The organism is Aureimonas frigidaquae (assembly GCF_001463905.1).
GTDB classification, from domain to species: domain Bacteria; phylum Pseudomonadota; class Alphaproteobacteria; order Rhizobiales; family Rhizobiaceae; genus Aureimonas; species Aureimonas frigidaquae.
The window spans coordinates 230,447-246,930 of sequence record NZ_BBWR01000018.1; the positions used below are offsets into that span (position 1 = coordinate 230,447).

14 protein-coding genes are annotated in these 16,484 nt (G+C 66.5%); 9 read left to right on the forward strand and 5 right to left on the reverse strand.

Annotated elements, in window-relative coordinates; translation table 11 throughout:
* From kdpF to AUL30_RS18200, 7 genes are all read left to right on the forward strand, one after another.
* A complete protein-coding gene (gene kdpF, locus AUL30_RS20330) occupies positions 1 to 87 on the forward strand; it encodes a K(+)-transporting ATPase subunit F (protein WP_157070302.1) in 87 nt (28 codons plus the stop codon).
* A 31-nt stretch (positions 88 to 118) separates the two neighbouring features.
* Positions 119 to 1,828 carry a potassium-transporting ATPase subunit KdpA gene (gene kdpA, locus AUL30_RS18175; RefSeq protein WP_062229309.1) on the forward strand — a complete coding sequence of 570 codons (1,710 nt, stop codon included), beginning with the start codon at positions 119 to 121 and terminating at the stop codon, positions 1,826 to 1,828.
* Positions 1,829 to 1,879: 51 nt separating this feature from the next.
* Positions 1,880 to 3,934 carry a potassium-transporting ATPase subunit KdpB gene (kdpB, locus tag AUL30_RS18180; RefSeq protein ID WP_062229310.1) on the forward strand — a complete coding sequence of 685 codons (2,055 nt, stop codon included), beginning with the start codon at positions 1,880 to 1,882 and terminating at the stop codon, positions 3,932 to 3,934.
* A 22-nt stretch (positions 3,935 to 3,956) separates the two neighbouring features.
* The gene (gene kdpC / locus AUL30_RS18185) at positions 3,957 to 4,532 is read left to right on the forward strand and encodes a potassium-transporting ATPase subunit KdpC (RefSeq protein ID WP_062229311.1); all 576 of its coding nucleotides are present in this window, start codon (positions 3,957 to 3,959) and stop codon (positions 4,530 to 4,532) included.
* A 54-nt stretch (positions 4,533 to 4,586) separates the two neighbouring features.
* A complete protein-coding gene (locus AUL30_RS18190) occupies positions 4,587 to 7,253 on the forward strand; it encodes a sensor histidine kinase (RefSeq protein WP_062229312.1) in 2,667 nt (888 codons plus the stop codon).
* Positions 7,250 to 7,951 (forward strand): response regulator, encoded by a 702-nt coding sequence (locus AUL30_RS18195; RefSeq protein WP_062229313.1) that lies wholly within the window; start codon positions 7,250 to 7,252, stop codon positions 7,949 to 7,951. Before AUL30_RS18190 ends, AUL30_RS18195 begins: the two co-directional genes overlap by 4 nt.
* 135 nt (positions 7,952 to 8,086) lie before the next feature.
* A complete protein-coding gene (locus AUL30_RS18200; RefSeq protein WP_062229314.1) occupies positions 8,087 to 8,878 on the forward strand; it encodes a glutamine amidotransferase-related protein in 792 nt (263 codons plus the stop codon).
* Here AUL30_RS18200 and AUL30_RS18205 read toward each other — a convergent pair.
* Positions 8,865 to 9,689 carry a VOC family protein gene (locus AUL30_RS18205; RefSeq protein ID WP_062229315.1) on the reverse strand — a complete coding sequence of 275 codons (825 nt, stop codon included), beginning with the start codon at positions 9,687 to 9,689 and terminating at the stop codon, positions 8,865 to 8,867. The genes AUL30_RS18200 and AUL30_RS18205 overlap by 14 nt on opposite strands.
* A 192-nt stretch (positions 9,690 to 9,881) precedes the next feature.
* On the opposite strand from AUL30_RS18205, the gene AUL30_RS18210 reads away from it, so the two are divergent.
* Positions 9,882 to 10,838 carry a sensor domain-containing diguanylate cyclase gene (locus tag AUL30_RS18210; protein WP_062229316.1) on the forward strand — a complete coding sequence of 319 codons (957 nt, stop codon included), beginning with the start codon at positions 9,882 to 9,884 and terminating at the stop codon, positions 10,836 to 10,838.
* Positions 10,839 to 10,940: 102 nt separating this feature from the next.
* On the opposite strand, the gene AUL30_RS18215 is transcribed toward AUL30_RS18210, so the two are convergent.
* The 3 genes from AUL30_RS18215 to AUL30_RS18225 all read right to left on the reverse strand — a co-directional run bounded on the left by AUL30_RS18215 (position 10,941) and on the right by AUL30_RS18225 (position 13,659).
* Positions 10,941 to 11,807 (reverse strand): ABC transporter permease, encoded by an 867-nt coding sequence (locus AUL30_RS18215; RefSeq protein WP_062229317.1) that lies wholly within the window; start codon positions 11,805 to 11,807, stop codon positions 10,941 to 10,943.
* The gene (locus AUL30_RS18220) at positions 11,800 to 12,618 is read right to left on the reverse strand and encodes an ABC transporter ATP-binding protein (RefSeq protein WP_062229318.1); all 819 of its coding nucleotides are present in this window, start codon (positions 12,616 to 12,618) and stop codon (positions 11,800 to 11,802) included. The genes AUL30_RS18215 and AUL30_RS18220 overlap by 8 nt, the downstream gene beginning before the upstream one ends.
* A 63-nt stretch (positions 12,619 to 12,681) precedes the next feature.
* Complete coding sequence (locus tag AUL30_RS18225; RefSeq protein ID WP_062229319.1) at positions 12,682 to 13,659, reverse strand: taurine ABC transporter substrate-binding protein; 978 nt, start codon at positions 13,657 to 13,659, stop codon at positions 12,682 to 12,684.
* Between the two features lie 274 nt (positions 13,660 to 13,933).
* Between AUL30_RS18225 and pdxR the strand changes: the two genes are divergently transcribed.
* Complete coding sequence (pdxR, locus tag AUL30_RS18230) at positions 13,934 to 15,406, forward strand: MocR-like pyridoxine biosynthesis transcription factor PdxR (protein WP_062229320.1); 1,473 nt, start codon at positions 13,934 to 13,936, stop codon at positions 15,404 to 15,406.
* Here pdxR and pta read toward each other — a convergent pair.
* On the reverse strand, positions 15,403 to 16,473 hold the full coding sequence (gene pta / locus AUL30_RS18235) for a phosphate acetyltransferase (protein WP_083508064.1): 1,071 nt from the start codon (positions 16,471 to 16,473) through the stop codon (positions 15,403 to 15,405). The two genes, pdxR and pta, sit on opposite strands and share 4 nt — an antisense overlap.
* Positions 16,474 to 16,484 lie beyond the last annotated feature (11 nt).

The window sequence follows — 16,484 nt, forward strand, 5'->3', positions numbered from 1 at the left end:
ATGTTCGACCTCGTCCTTGGCGGCGCCGTCGCGCTGGCCCTCTGCGTCTACCTGCTCTTCGCCCTCGTCGCGCCCGAGCGCTTCTGACGCGTCCCGACCCAATTGAAAGGCGAATGCCATGACCATCGTCGGCTGGCTTCAGATACTCGTGACCCTTCTGGCCGTTCTGGCCTGCTCCGTACCGCTGGGCGCCTTGATGGCGCGTGTCTTTTCCGGTGAGCGGACATTCCTGTCGCCGCTTCTGGCACCCCTCGAGCGGGGCCTGTACCGGCTCGCCGGCATCGATCCCGGGCGTGAGCAGAGCTGGGCAGGCTACACGCTCGCCATGCTTGCCTTCAACGCCTGCGGCTTTCTCCTGCTGTATGCCCTCCTGCGGACCCAGGGGCAGCTTCCGTTGAACCCGCAGGGCTTTACCGGCCTTGCGCCAGACCTCGCCTTCAACACCGCCGCATCCTTCGTCACCAACACGAACTGGCAGAATTACGGGGGCGAAACGACGATGAGCCATCTGTCCCAGATGGCCGGACTGACGGTTCAGAACTTCCTGTCGGCCGCCACGGGCATGGCCCTCGCCCTTGCGCTCGTCCGGGCACTATCGCGATCCGGCGCGGCGACGGTCGGCAATTTCTTCACCGATATGACGCGCGCAACACTCTATATCCTGCTGCCGCTGGCGATCCTCACCGGCATCGCCCAGGTCGCCATGGGGACACCGCAGAGTTTTGCTGCCAGTACGACGGTCACCACGCTGGAAGGTGGCGAGCAGACGCTGGCGCTCGGTCCCGTTGCATCGCAACTGGCCATCAAGCAGCTCGGCACCAATGGCGGTGGCTTCTACAACGCCAACTCCGCCCACCCTTACGAAAACCCCTCGCCGCTCGCCAACAGCCTGACCATCTGGCAGATGCTGGTCGTCTCGACCGCCTTCGTCTTCATGTTCGGCCATCTCGTGCGCGACAGGCGGCAGGGCACGGCGATCCTGTGTGTCATAGCCCTGCTTCTTCTGTCAGGCATCGCAATCGCCTATTGGGCGGAGGCTGTTGGAACCCCCGTCCTTGCGGCAGCGGGGCTGGATCCGGCCGGCGGGAATATGGAAGGCAAGGAAGTGCGGTTCGGCATTGCCGGCTCCGCCTTCTTCGCCGCGGTCACGACCGGCCTTTCGGACGGCGCGGTCAACGCCATGCACGGCTCCTTCACGCCGATCGGCGGCATGGTCCCGATGGTGCTCATCATGCTCGGGGAGATCCTGCCCGGCGGCGTAGGCTCCGGCCTCTACGGCATCCTCGTTATCGCCATCGTCGCCGTCTTCGTGGCTGGGCTCATGGTCGGCCGCACGCCGGAATATCTCGGCAAGAAGATCGAGGCGAAGGAGATGAAGATGGCGATCCTCGCCATCCTGGTCCTGCCGGTCGCGATCTTGGGCTTTTCCAGCGTGTCCGCCGTGCTGCCGGCCGCTCTCTCGGCGCTCGGCAATGGTGGCCCGCACGGACTTTCGGAAATTTACTATGCCTACAGTTCGGCCGCCGGCAACAACGGCTCGGCTTTTGGCGGCCTGTCGGGCAACACGCCCTGGTGGAACACGACGCTGGGCCTCGCCATGCTGATCGGCCGCTTCGCCTATATCGTACCCGTCATGGCCATCGCCGGCTCGCTCGTCGGCAAGACGAAGCTCGCCCCGTCCTCCGGCACCTTCCCGACGCATGGACCGCTCTTCGTCGGCCTGATGGCGGGGATCATCCTCATCCTCGGCGGGCTGCAATTCTTTCCCGCGCTTGCCCTCGGGCCCATCGCCGAACAGGTCCAGATGCTGGCCGGCAAGACCTTCTGAGCGCCGCCGCACCGGCGCCATCCACCCTCTTTCTTTTCAAGGAATCCGTCCATGGCTGCCAAAGCCAGATCCACGACGCTGCGCCCCGAGCTCCTTGCAAACGCGGCCTTCGATGCGCTTCGCAAGCTCAACCCGGCCTCTTTGATGCGCAACCCGGTGATCTTCGTCACCGAGGTGGTCGCCATCGTGGTCTCCATCCTCTTCCTGCGGGATGTCGCCGCCGGGAACCCGCTCGGCTTCTCGGGCCAGATCACGGCATGGCTGTGGTTCACCGTCCTCTTCGCCAATTTCGCCGAGGCCATCGCCGAAGGTCGTGGCCGCGCACAGGCCGACAGCCTGCGCCGCACACGAACGGACACCGTGGCCAACCGATTGCCGGACCCGGCCGATACGACGCGGTTCGAGCCCGTATCTGCGCTGGCGCTGAGCGTGGGCGATCATGTCCTTGTGCGGTCCGGTGAACTGATCCCGGGCGACGGGGAGATCGTCAACGGCATCGCCTCCGTCAACGAGGCCGCGGTGACGGGTGAATCCGCCCCCGTCATCCGCGAGTCGGGGGGCGACCGATCCGCCGTTACGGGCGGGACGACGGTCGTGTCCGACTGGCTGGTCATTCGCATCACCGCGGCGCCGGGCTCGTCCTTTCTGGACCGCATGATTGCACTGGTGGAAGGCGCGGAACGCCAGAAGACGCCGAACGAGCTGGCGCTGACCATCCTCCTCGTCGGCATGACGCTGATCTTCCTGGTCGCCGTGGTCACGCTGGCGGGCTTTTCGGCTTACAGTCAGGCGGCCATTTCCGTACCGATCCTGGTGGCGCTACTCGTCACCTTGATCCCCACGACCATCGGCGGGCTCCTGTCGGCCATCGGCATCGCCGGCATGGACCGGCTGATCCGGCACAATGTGCTTGCCATGTCCGGCAAGGCCGTCGAAGCCGCGGGAGACGTCGATACGCTGCTGCTCGACAAGACGGGGACCATCACCTTCGGCAACCGCATGGCCGCAGAGATCGTGCCCGTGCCCGGCATAGGGGAGATGGAGGCGGCGCATCTGGCGGTCGAAGCCTCTCTGGCCGACGAAACGGCCGAAGGGCGCTCCATCCTGACGCTTTCGCGCGACAGGTACGGCGTCGACCTGCCCGAGGAGGGGCTTTGCGGAGGCGTGCCCATCCCCTTTTCGGCAGCCACCCGCCTGTCCGGCGTGGATATGGACGGACGGCGCATCCGCAAAGGCGCGGTGGACGCCATCCGCGCCTTCGTGGCCGACAGCGCCGGGCACCAGGTCGAGCCGCCATCCGCCTTCATGGCCAATGTCGAGCGCATCGCCCGCTCGGGCGGCACACCGCTCGGCCTGGCCGAAGGCGGCCGGTATATCGGGGTCGTGCACCTGAAGGACGTGGTCAAGCCGGACATCAAGGAACGCTTCGCCCAGTTGCGTCGCATGGGCATTCGCACCGTCATGGTCACGGGCGACAACGCCGTGACGGCGGCGGCCATCGCCTCCGAAGCGGGTGTGGATGATTTCATCGCCGAAGCGACCCCCCAGGACAAGCTCAGCTACATCCGGAACGAGCAGCGCCAAGGGCGGCTCGTCGCCATGTGCGGCGACGGCACGAACGACGCACCCGCTTTGGCGCAGGCGGATGTCGGTGTGGCCATGCAGACGGGCACGCAGGCCGCGCGCGAAGCGGGAAACATGGTCGATCTGGACAGTGACCCGACCAAGCTGATCGAGATCGTGGGGATCGGCAAGCAACTCCTGATGACGCGCGGCGCGCTCACGACCTTCTCCATCGCCAACGATGTCGCGAAGTATTTCGCCATCATCCCGGCGCTGTTCATCGCCGCCATTCCAGAGCTCGGCGTCCTGAACGTCATGGGCCTGGCCACGCCGCAGAGCGCCATCCTGTCGGCGGTGATCTTCAACGCGCTGATCATCATCGCCCTGATTCCGCTGGCGCTGGCCGGCGTCGCCTACCGTCCGGCGGCGGCGGCAAGCGTCCTGCGGCGCAACCTCCTGATCTTTGGGCTGGGCGGGATCGCGGTGCCCTTCGTCGGCATCAAGCTGATCGACATGGCCGTGTCCGCACTCGGCCTCGCCTGAAACCTCTTTCGGAGCACCATCCATGCTTTCGCAACTTCGTCCGGCGGCAACGCTGCTGGCTCTCTTCACCCTTCTGCTGGGGCTCGCCTATCCCGCAGCCATGACCGAACTGGCGCAGGCGACGATGCCCTATCAGGCCAATGGCAGCATCGTGCTGCGGGATGGCGAACCGGTGGGATCGAGCATCGTGGGACAGGCCTTCGCCACCCCGCAATACCTGCATCCGCGCCTCTCGGCGGCCGGGCAGGGTTACGACGCCTCCGCCTCCGGCGGCACCAACCTTGCGCCGACCAGCGCCAAGCTGGCCGCGCGGCTGACTGGCGACGGCGCAGCCCTCAGCGCAGAAACGGGCGCGACCCTCCTCCCCGCCGACGCGGTGACGGCGTCGGGCAGCGGGCTGGACCCCGATATCTCGCCTGCCTATGCGCAGCTTCAGGCGCCCCGTATCGCGCAGGCGCGTGGATTGACGGTGGATGCGGTGCGCGCCATCCTTGATCGGGCCACGAGCGGGCGCACCTTCGGCATATTGGGGGAGCCGCGCGTCAACGTTTTGCAGGCTAACCTCGCGCTCGACACCGCCGCACCGCTTGCGCGCTGATGCGCCCCGCAAATTCACGGAAAGTCCGCGCCGCTCCATGAGATACTCCAGATCATGAACCGGGACGAAGCACCCCGCGCCTGCGCCGATGCGCTCCTTGCCCATGCCGAGCGTGAAGGCCGGGGGAAGCTGCGCCTCTTCCTGGGGGCAGCGCCGGGCGTGGGCAAGACCTTCGCCATGCTGCAGGCCGCACGTGCCGCTGCCGCGACAGGGCGTGACGTCCTGATCGGCGTGGTCGAAACGCATGGGCGAAGGGATACCGAGGCCCTCCTCAGCGGGCTGCCGCTTCTGCCCCACAAGGGTATTCCCTACAAGGGCCGGATCGTGCCGGAGTTCGATATCGACGCGGCGTTGCAGCGCAGGCCGTCGCTCCTCATCGTCGACGAGTATGCCCATGCCAACGTGCCGGGATCGCGGCATCCCAAACGATGGCAGGATGTGGCCGAACTCCTGCGGGCGGGTATCGACATCTGGACCACGATGAACGTCCAGCATGTGGAGAGCCTGAACGACGTGGTGCAGCGTATTACCGGCGTGCGCGTGCGGGAGACCGTGCCCGATACCACGTTGCAGATCGCCGACGAGATCCTTCTGGTGGATTTGCCGTCGGACGAGCTGATCCGGCGCCTGGCCGAAGGCAAGGTCTATGTCGAGGATACGGCCACGCGGGCCATGCAGAACTTTTTCAAGCCGTCCAATCTGACGGCCCTGCGTGAGCTGGCGCTGCGGCAGGTGGCCAGCAGGGTCGATTCCGATCTCCTGGCCCGAATGCAGGGCAGCGCCATCGAGGGGCCCTGGGCCGCCGGCGAGCGCCTCGTCGTCTGCCTTGGACCGGACAACGCAGCCGAGCATCTGGTTCGCGGCGCCAAACGCCTGGCCGATCTTCTCGACGCGCCGTGGTTCGCCGTGACGATCGAGCGGCCGGGCCACACATTGGACGAGGCGGCATCCGCCCGCCTGGAGGGCGCCATGCAGCTGGCGCGCACGCTCGGTGCAGAGGCCAAGCGGCTGATCGCCTCCGACATCGCGGCCGAGCTCATGCGCTTCGCGCGGTTCGAGAACATCACCCAGATCGTCGTCGGCAAGCCGCGCCGGGCCGGCCTGTCGCGGCTCTGGCCCCGCACCGGCCTTGCCGACGCCCTGGTGCGCCGGGCCGATGGCGTGTCCATCCACGTCCTGACCGGAGACGAGGATGCCCGGCGGCCGGCTCGGCGCCTGCCGCGTCCGGGCCCGGTCACGGGCTATCTTGCCGCTGTCGCAAGCGTGGCGCTGGCAACCCTCGGGAGCTGGTATCTCGTCCGCTTCGTGCCGCTGCCCAACCTGTCGATGATCTACCTCCTGGCGGTGATCGTGCCCGCCATCGCCTACGGCATCTGGCCCGCCATCGCGGCCTCCTTCCTGTCATTTGCGGCCTACAATTTCTTCTTCATCGACCCGACCGAAAGCTTCACCGTCGCCCATCCGCACGAATTGCTGGCGCTGGCGATCTTCCTGATCATCGCGGTCACCATCGCCGCGCTGGCCGGCCAGGCGCAGGAGCAGATGCGCGCGGCGGCCGCCCGCACGCGGGCCGCGCGGCGGCTTTATGAGGTGACGCGCACCTTGTCCGCCCTGCCGGACGCCGCCGCCGTCATGGACGCCGCCGCGAGCGAGGTTCACATGGCTCTCGGCCGGCCCTGCGTCATCCTGCGGCCGGGTGACCGCGACCTCTTCGTGGCCGCAGCCTGGCCACCGGACGATCGGCTCGGAACGCCGGCGCGGGCTGCGGCGCGCTGGGCCTTCGCCCATGACGAGCCGGCCGGCGGGGGAACCGGCACCCTGCCCAACAGCGGCTGGACCTTCCTTCCGCTGGCCGCTCCGGACGGACGCGTCGGGGTCATCGGCGTCGAACAGCCGCCACAGTCTGCCCCGCTGGACTTGGAAGCCAGAACGCTTCTGGCCGCCCTGGCCGAGCAGACGGCCGCCGCCCTACACCGGGCGCTTCTGTCGACACAGGTGCACCAGGCGCGCACGGCGGTCGAAACCGAGCGCGTGCGCAACATCCTGCTCGCCTCGATCAGCCACGATTTCCGCACGCCCCTCGCATCCATCCTGGGCGCCGCGACGGCATTGATCGACTATGGCGACCGCATGGACGGGAAGGCGCGGCTCGACCTCCTGGGCCAGGTGCGCGACGAGGCCGGCCAACTGGACGCGATGGTGCGCAACCTTCTGTCGATGACACGGCTGCAGGCCGGCGCACTGGAGATCGCCCGCGACTGGGTGGATATCGGGGAAGCTCTGGACAGGGTGGTCGATCTGGCGCGGCGGCGCGGCGCGACGCAGATATTCGACATTTCCAAGCCGGGCGAACCCCTGCTCGCCTTTGCCGATGCCAGCCTTCTGGACCAGGCGCTCGGCAACCTCGTCGCCAACGCCATGCGCCATGCCGGCGCCACGGCCCGTATAGCCCTGTCGGCCGAGCGCGTGGCCGATGCCATTCTGATCGATGTCGGGGATGATGGGCCGGGCATCGCGCCCGAGCTCGGCCTGCGGATCTTCGAGACCTTCACCCGCGGCACCGGTCCGTCCGGCGATGGGGGCGAGAGTTCGGGCCTCGGCCTCGCCATCACCCGCGGCATCGTGGAAGCCCATGGCGGCACGATCGACCTTGTCACGGCAGCCGCACCGGGCGCTCATTTCCGCATCCGGCTGCCCGTTGGCCAGGAGGCCATGCCATGATGGCGCCGCTGATCCTGGTCGTCGACGACGAGGCGGCCATCCATCGCTTTCTCACCCCTTCGCTCAAGGCGGAAGGCTATCGCGTCATCGAGGCGGCGGACGGGGCAGCGGCCCTTCGCAAGGTCGAGCAGGACCGGCCAGACCTCATCGTCCTCGATCTCGGGCTGCCCGATATGGACGGGAAGACCGTGATCCGGACGTTGCGGCGCGATTGCACCATCCCCATCATCGTCCTGTCGGCGCGGGATCGGGAGGCGGAGAAGGTCCTTGCGCTCGATCTCGGCGCGGACGACTTCGTAAACAAGCCCTTCGGGGTGGGCGAGTTGATGGCCCGGATCCGGGCCGCGCTGCGCCACCGTGTGCTGACCGCACGTGACACGGTCTTCACCGCCGGCGACATCGTGATCGACACGGCGGCGCATTGGGTGCAGCGCAAGGGGGTGGACGTCAAACTGACCCGGCGCGAATTCGCGCTACTGGAGCTTCTGTTCCGCAACGCCGGCAAGGTCGTGACGCACCGCCAGCTTCTGCACGACATCTGGGGGCCTGCCAACGAGAAGGATACGCAGTATCTGCGGGTCTATATCGGCCATCTGCGCGCCAAGCTGGAAGAGGACCCCGCCGCTCCCCGTCTGGTCCTGACCGAGCCGGGGATCGGCTACCGCCTCGCCGGAGCACGTCACGACGCTGCGACATAAGCGAGCATGGACGAACCAAGCGGGCCAGGTGTCGTTCGCTTAACTCCTTCCTCAGCCGAACGGTCCCCCTTGCCCCTTCATATCCTTGTCGTCGCCAGCGAAACCCGGTCCGAACAACAATCCCGTCGGGAGGCGATGGGCCAGGCCTCGCATGAAAGCTACGCCAGCGCGCTGGCGCGGCTCGTCCCCGATGCGCGTATCGACCATATGCCCTGCGTGGACGTGCCGGCCCTTCCCACCGCCGATCACCTGTCCGGCTACGACGCGATCTTCTTCGCCGGCTCCCCCATTCAGATGCATGACGGCTCGCCACAGGCCAGATCGGCGGCCGGCTTCATGCGGTCGGTCTTCGATGCCGGGACGCCCTCCTTCGGCTCCTGTGCCGGGCTGCAGATCGCCGTGACGGCCGCCGGTGGAATGTGCGGCCCGCGCGACAAACCCATGGAAACGGCCTTCGCACGCGGGATCGTCGCGACGCCGCAGGGACGCTCCCACCCGCTCCTCGACGGCCGCCCGGTCAGTTGGGATGCGCCCGCCATGCATTCCAGCATCGTCCGGCAAATGCCGCGCGGCGGCACGATCCTGGCCAGCGCGCGGCACACGCCGGTGGAAGCGGCGGAGATCCGCTCCGGGAACGGCGTCTTCTGGGGCGTGCAATACCACCCCGAACTCACCATCGGCGAGATTGCGGGATCCCTCAAGCGCCAGTCCGATGCCCTGATCGAGGAAGGGCTGGCAAAGGACGAGGCGACCATCCGGTCCTACGCAGCCCTGCTCGACGCGCTGCACGAGGACCCGGACCGCGCCGACATCGCCTGGCGGGTCGGCGTCGACGAAGAAGTCCTGGACGATCGGCAGCGTCAACTGGAGCTGAGCAACTTTCTGCGCATGGTCTCCACTCGGGCCGGCAAGGTCATGCCGGGGTGAAGCGGATTTGTGCCCCGAAGGCGTCGGCGGCCGAAACGACGATGTCCGACCCGTCGGCCGAGGCCGCGATACCTTCCTTCGCCAGCCGCTCCGCCACCCTTGAAGGATCGGGAACGGCGATGCTGAAGCCACGCAAGTGCGCGGCACCCCCGTCCTGGCGCTCCACCGCAATCCAGCCTTCGTCCAGCCGCCAGAGATCGCCCTCTCCGGCCTGTGGCGCAGCGCCCGTGAAAGCGGTCAGGAAGGCGTGCTGGTCGGCCGGTTCGGGAGCGGACAGGACGACGCCGGCAATGTTGACGGCCCCGTTGTCATGGCTCTGGAAGGCCGGGTTCCAGAAGTTCTCCGGGAAATGCTGCTGGCAGGTGAAGAAGCCGGCCTGCGGTGCGGCCGGGTTGGTCGCAAAGGCCAGCGTGAATCCGACCTCGGTCTGCGTTCCATCCGGGCGGCGGGCTTTGCGCCCGAAGGAGAAGGGCTGAAAATCTCCGATCCCGGCGTTCCGGAAGGTTTCTGCGTCGGCGGCCGCGTCGCGGCTGTCGAGGACCAGCATCGCCAGCCCTTGCCGCACATGCTGATAATCGCGCACGAAGGCGCCGAAGCTGAACCGGCCGGGTGCGTGCGGGACGATCTGATCTCCGTCGGCGCCGACCGTAATCAGTTCCAGGAAAGACGTGCGAAACTGGACAAGCCGGTTCAGGGTCCCCCAGGGATGGCGGTTGCGGGCGCCGACCTGAAAGCCGAGCTTCTCGTAAAAGGCTGCCGCGCCGTCCAGATCGTCGACGCACAGCACGAGATGATCGATACGTCGCGCCACGGGACGATCCCCCCTCTTTGCAGCGCCCGAGCCGGCGCTGTCCGGCGGGTCCATAGCATTGCCGCCGCCTGCGGCATATAGGGCCGGGCGCTTGCCGGGCCCTTTTCGCGGCCCTAGCTCCAGGACACTTGCGTTAAGAGTATGCGGCGGTCAGTGCGATGGTGCCGCCGAACGGTCTGGGAGCAGCCGAGCATGTCGGAGACGATGACAGCGGATGCGGGGCGTACAGCTGTCTTTGACCGGATCACCCGCCTGGCGCGCAACATCTTCGGCGTCGATATCGCGGCCGTCTCCCTGATCGAGGCGCAACGCCAGCACTTCCAGTCCATTCAGGGCATGGCACTGACCGCCATACCGCTGGAAGACAGTTTCTGCCGGGCGACCTGGCGTGAGGGCCGGCGGATCGTCATTCCCGATACCGCCGTGGACGGAGAATTCGCGGACCATCCGCTGGTCACGCAGACCCCGCATCTGCGGTCCTATGTCGGCCTGCCCCTGAAAACCTCCGAAGGCGAGGCGATCGGTACGATGTGCGTGATCGACCGGCGCCCACGCATCTTCTCGGACCGCGAGCTGGCCATTCTGGAGGATCTGGCGCAGCTTGCGGCAAGCGAGTTCGAGCTGCATGGATGGGCCACCCTCGATACGCTGACCGGGGCCGTGACGCGTCGCGTCTTCGAAAAGCATTTCGCACGCATGCTGGAAGTGACGGGCGGCAAGGGCCTGCCGATATCGATCATCCTTCTGGATATCGATCATTTCAAGTCGGTGAACGATCGCTTCGGCCACCGGGCGGGAGACGAGGTGCTGACCTCCGTCGTCGCGGCCTGCCGCGGCAACCTGCGCGATCATGACATTCTGGGACGGCTCGGCGGCGAGGAATTCGGCGTGGCCCTGGCGGGTGACAGGGTCAGCGCGGCCGCTGTCGCGGAACGGCTGCGATCGGCCATTGCCGCACTGCAGTTCACCTTTGCCGGGCAGCCACTCCAGGTGACCGGCAGCTTCGGCGTTGCCGCGCTCGGATCGGGTCCCACTGCTATCGCCGATGCGATCCTGGCTGCCGACGCAGCCCTTTACGCCGCCAAGACTGGGGGGCGGAACCGCGTCGTCACTGCGGCGGCAGCGGCAGCGCCGACCATCGCCGAGTAGACACGCCTATCGTGCGGCCGGCAGGCGCCCGATGACGCAACGGCTCTGGCGACCGCACCCGCGGTCGCCTCGGCCAATGCCCTTCGCCCTTTTGTCCCGCCGTCAGACCTTACCCCGCCATGGCACCAGCACGCGCTCGAGCCACCGCATGCCAAGTTCGATGGCGTAGCCTATGATGCCGATGATGGCGATGCCGATGACGACCGTATCGGTCTGCAGGAAGTTCTTGGCGATCATGATCATCGATCCAACGCCTCGGTCGGCCGCGACCAGCTCGGCAGCGACCACGGTGCCCCAGCAGACGCCGATCGCCGTGCGCAGGCCGGTGAAGATTTCCGGAAGCGCGTTGGGCAAAATCACGTGGCGCAGGATCTGGAAGCGTGTCGCGCCGAGCGAATAGGCGGCGTGGATCTTGGAAACGCGCACATTGGCAACGCCCGACCGCGCCGCGATCGTCATGATGAAGAGGGACGCCAGGAACAGAAGGAAGATCTTGGCGAACTCGCCGATACCGAACCACAGGATGATCAGCGGGATCAGCGCGAGCGGCGGGATCGGCCGCATGAATTCGACGATCGGGTCCAACAGACCGCGGGCAAAGGACGACAACCCCATGGCAAAGCCGAGCGGAATGCCGACGAGCGCACCGTAGATGACCCCGGACAGGACGCGGCAGACGCTGATGCCCACATGCTGCCAGAGCGAGACGTTCCGAAAACCGTCGGTCAGCAAGGTCTGCAGCCGCTCGATGGCGGCGCCGATCGGCGGCCAGAAGAAGGGTTTGATGCTGCCCGTGGCGCTGGCGATGATCCAGGCCGCAAGCAGAATCAGGACGATCAGGATGGAATAGAGCCGGCCGGAGTTGACCGCGCTCGCATCGCCGAACTTGACCGTCTTCTGCCGTGTGAAGGCATTGTCGGAAATGCCGAGCCAGACCGCCAGGCCGGATGGTTTGGGATGTTCACGCACCGGCCATCTCCGTCCGCAACTCCCGCCCCATGATTTCCTCCTCCATGCTCCAGATCATCGACAGGATTTCCTCGCGCGTGCGCACGAATTGCGGCAGCGCCTTCACCTGGCGGGCATCCTGCGCCAGGGCCAGCTCCGGAAAATCGAGCCTGTATTCCTTGAAGATCCGCCCGGGCCGCGGCGCCATGATGATCAGACGCTCGCCCAGAAGCAGCGCCTCCTCCACCGAATGGGTGATCAGGATGACGGTCTTGCCGGTTTCCTTCCAGAGCTTGAGCACAAGCCCCTGCATCTTCTCGCGCGTCAGCGCGTCCAGCGCACCGAGCGGCTCGTCCATCAGGATCACGGCCGGGTCGTTGGCAAGGCATCGGGCCAGAGCCACGCGCTGCTGCATGCCACCGGACAGTTGGTAGACCGGCTTGGACGCAAAGCCCGAAAGTCCCACCACATCCAGAAGGTGGCGCACCTTCTCGTCCGTTTCGCGCTTGGGCTTGCCCATCATGCGCGGGCCGAAGGCGACATTGCCCTCCACGCTCAGCCATTCGAACAGGGCGCCCTGCTGGAAGACCATGCCGCGGTCGGGCCCCGGCCCGGTCACCCGCCGCCCGTTGACGCACACCTGTCCTTCGGACGGCGCCAGGAACCCGGCCAGGATATTGAGAAGCGTGGTCTTGCCGCAGCCGGACGGGCCGAGGATCGACACCAGTTCGCCGGTCTGGATTTCAAGCGACACATGCTCGAGAGCATGGACCACGTCGCCCGTCGTAAGCTCGTATCGCATCGATACGTTGTCGATGGAAATGGAAGACAAGCGCCCTCTCCCGTCACGGACCTTCGATGATGAGCCCGGCCGCCGAGGCGGCCGGGCCAGGCGTCATTTCGTCAGGTACTGCGTCGTCACGAAAGGCCCGTAATCGTCGAGCGTCCGGTCGATGTTGCCGCTGGACTTCATCAGATCCGCCACGCCCTTGGCCGCCTGTTGAATACCGCCGCCCAGCCAGTTCGGCCCGAGCTGTTCCTCCACGGTCGGAAAGCCGAAGAGCGACAGCATGTCAGCCGCGGCCTTGGTGTCCATGCCGGCTGCATTGGCGATGACGTCGATCTTGGCGTCGGGGCTCTTCTCGTAAGCGGCGTTCGCCTCCGCCGTCACGCGCATGAACGCCTTGACCATCTCCGGATTCTCGTCGGCAAAGCTCTTTTCGACCGAGACGATGTCGAAGGTGTTGATGCCTGCGGCCTCCTGCTCGGCGCCCGTCATCAGCGGCTTGCCCACCTCCCGCATGCGGTCGAGCGGTCCGCCGAAGGCGCAGGCCATCGGAACGTCGCCGCGCATCAGGGCCACCGCCGCATCGGCCGGGTTCATCTGCACGAGCTCGACCTTCGTCGCATCGACACCGAGCACTTCCAGGCTGCGCAGCAGCTTGTAGTGGGTCACGTTGCCGATGGGGGTGGCGACGCGCTTGCCTTCCAGCTCCTTGGCATTTTCCTTGGTGATGCCGGCATCGTCGCGCACGATGCACAGATCGTTCTCGGCATAGGTGACCGCCACGCCGACGAGTTCCAGGGGGGCGCCGTTCGTGACGCCGACGATGAAGGGGATGAAGCCCTGGCTGTAGGCGATCTGGACGTCACCGGACACCATGGCCTGGGTCATTTCGTTGCCATTGCCGAAGGCGCGCCATTCGACCGGCACGCCGAGCGCCTCCTCGAAGGCCTTGTCCGCCTGGGCGGCCTGGTTGGCGGTTGGCCATTCCAGAAAATACGCGACCGTCACCTTGTCGATCGCAAGGGCCGGATGTGCGGAGAGCGTCATCGCCCCCGCCAGCAAGGCAAGTTTCAGACCGGATCGCATCCTAACCTCCGTCACGTTTTCGCATTATTCCACATGGAATGGGACATTTCGCGCCGCCTCCACGTAGTTCCAGTTCGGCCATATTGATAAGGCCAGAATGCCACTCTGCCCAAGGCGTGTGCGCAGGGGTAGTCGATTGACCGGAAGCCGAAACATCAGCATGATACCGCCCATATTCTTTCTATCGTGCGTATTTCCGCCTCGACGCGCTACGCCAACACCGTAACCTGCTGCCCGCGCAAAGCAACATACCCAATAAGGTGGTTTCTCAAGGATGGCGACGGCGCCGACTTACTTCTACCTGGACCATTCCTCGCAGGAGACCCTCCAGCAGCAGATCCAGCGGCTGATGTGCGAGGCGATCCTGGACGGGCGTTTCCCGCCGGGTGAACGGCTTCCGTCCAGCCGCCGGCTCGCCGATCAGCTCGGCGTCAGCCGCATCACCGTAACGCTCGCCTATAGCGAGCTCGTCGCCAACGAGTTCGTCAACTCGCGCGGGCGCTCGGGCTATTACGTTTCCGACAAGGCGCCACGCCAGGTGCGCTTTCCCAACCGGGCCGAGGCTCCGGCCAGCGGGGTGGACTGGTCCAAGGCGATCGGTCAGCGTTATTCGGACGCCGTCCTGCCGCTCAAGCCCGCGCATTGGCGCGACTACACCTACCGCTTCATCTACGGCCAGTCCGACGATACGCTGTTCGACCACCGCAACTGGCGCCGCTGCGCCATCCAGGCGCTCGGCAAGCGGGACTTCGCCTCCACCTCCGCCGATTACTTCGAGCGCGACGATCCGGAACTTATCAAATACATTGCAATGCACACGCTGCCCAAGCGTGGCATCCGCGCCCAGCCTGATGAAATTCTGATCACATTGGGCGCGCAGAATGCATTATGGCTCGCCGCACAGGTTTTGTTGAACCAGCGCCGCACGGCCGTGATGGACGATCCGGGATATCATGGCCTGCGCGCCATATTGAGCCAGACGCGCTGCGAGCTCGTCACCAATCCCGTGGATGGCGACGGCACCGTCTTCGAGCATCTCCCGGAGCGTACCAATGTGCTCTTCGTGACGCCGAGCCATCACTGTCCGACCAACGCGACCATGCCGCTGGAGCGCCGCGCCGCCCTTCTGCAACATGCCCGCCGGCACGATTACCTGATCGTCGAGGACGATTACGAGTTCGAGATGTCGTTCCTGCGCTCGCCCGCCCCGGCGATCAAATCGCTCGACGATGACGGCCGAGTCATCTATGTCGGCTCCTTCTCCAAATCCATCTTTCCCGGCCTGCGCATGGGCTATCTGGTCGGGCCGCAGCCCTTCATCAACGAGGTTCGCGCCTTGCGGGCGGCGGTTCTGCGCCACCCTCCGGGCCAGTCGCAGCGGGCCGTCGCCACCTTCCTGTCGCTTGGCTATTACGATGCCCTCATCTCCCGCATGGCGAACGCCTTCCAGGCCCGCCGGAACGCCATGATGCAGGCGCTGCGCGAATATGCCCTCACGCCGGTGGAGGTGAGCGTCTCGGGCGGATCGAGCGTCTGGATGAAGGCGCCCGATGGTGTCGATACACGCCAGCTTGCGACCGAGCTGAGCGCCTGCAACGTGCTGATCGAGCCGGGCTACGTCTTCTTCGCCGATCAAAGCCGGCCCTGCCCCTATTACCGCCTGGCCTATTCCTCCATCGACGAGGCGATGATCCGCCCCGGCGTGGAGCTGATCGCCCGCACGCTGGCGGGCATGACCTCCGCTTAAACGTGCTGCTGCCCGGCGCCCTCGCTCAGTCCGGCTGGCGCAGTGACGTTCGAGTGCGCGGCGGCATCTTCTGCATCGAGCGCCTGGACGACGGTCACGGCGATCATCGCATGGACGTCGGCCGCGTCGCAGCCGCGGGACAGATCGTTGGCCGGCCTGGCGAGCCCCTGCAGGATGGGGCCGATCGCGATGGCGTCTCCCATACGCTGCGCCACCTTGTAGGCGATGTTCCCCGCCGTCAGGTTCGGAAAGACAAAGACGTTGGCATCGCCCTGGATATGCGATGTCGGCGCCTTGGCCGCGCTGATGGCGGGAACGAAGGCCGCGTCGAACTGCAATTCCCCCTCGACGATGAGGTCGGGATCGGCCGCGCGCACCAGCTCGGTCGCGGCGACGACCTTGCCGATGCTGGGGTGGCTGGCACTTCCCATGGTCGAAAAGGACAGCATGGCGACGCGCGGCTCCTCCCGAAGGAGCGCCGCGCAGGAGCGTGCTGTGGCGAGCGCGATGGCGGCCAGCTCCTGCGCATCCGGTTCGATGACGAGCCCGCAGTCGGAAAACAGAAAGGCGCCCTTCTTCCGGTGGTCCGCACCGCACAGCATCATCAGGAAAAAGCTGGAGACGATCTGCGCATCGCGCGCGCGGCCGATGATCTGCAAGGCGGTGCGCACCGTATGGGCCGTCGTCGCGACCGCGCCCCCGACCATCCCGTCAGCCTGGCCCTGCCGCACCATCATGGCGGCGAAGCCCATCGGGTCGGCGATGGCCGCCTGGGCCTGCTCCTCTGTTGCCCCCTTGGCGCGCCGCAAGTCCAGATAGCGCTGAACAAAGCCCTCGCGCAGGGGTGAGGTTGCGGGATCCTCGATGGTCAGGCCTGGCTCGTCGGCGCCGCGCTGGGCAAGGGCGGCCCGGATGGCATCGGCCTGCCCGATCAGGACTGGCCGGGCGATGCCCTCCCGCGCGCTCATGAGCGCGGCGTCGATGATGCGGGGGTCCTCGCCCTCCGGCAGGACGATACGGCGCGGATCGGCGGCGGCGCGTGCGAAGATACGATCAATCGGTCTCATGGCTTCTACGG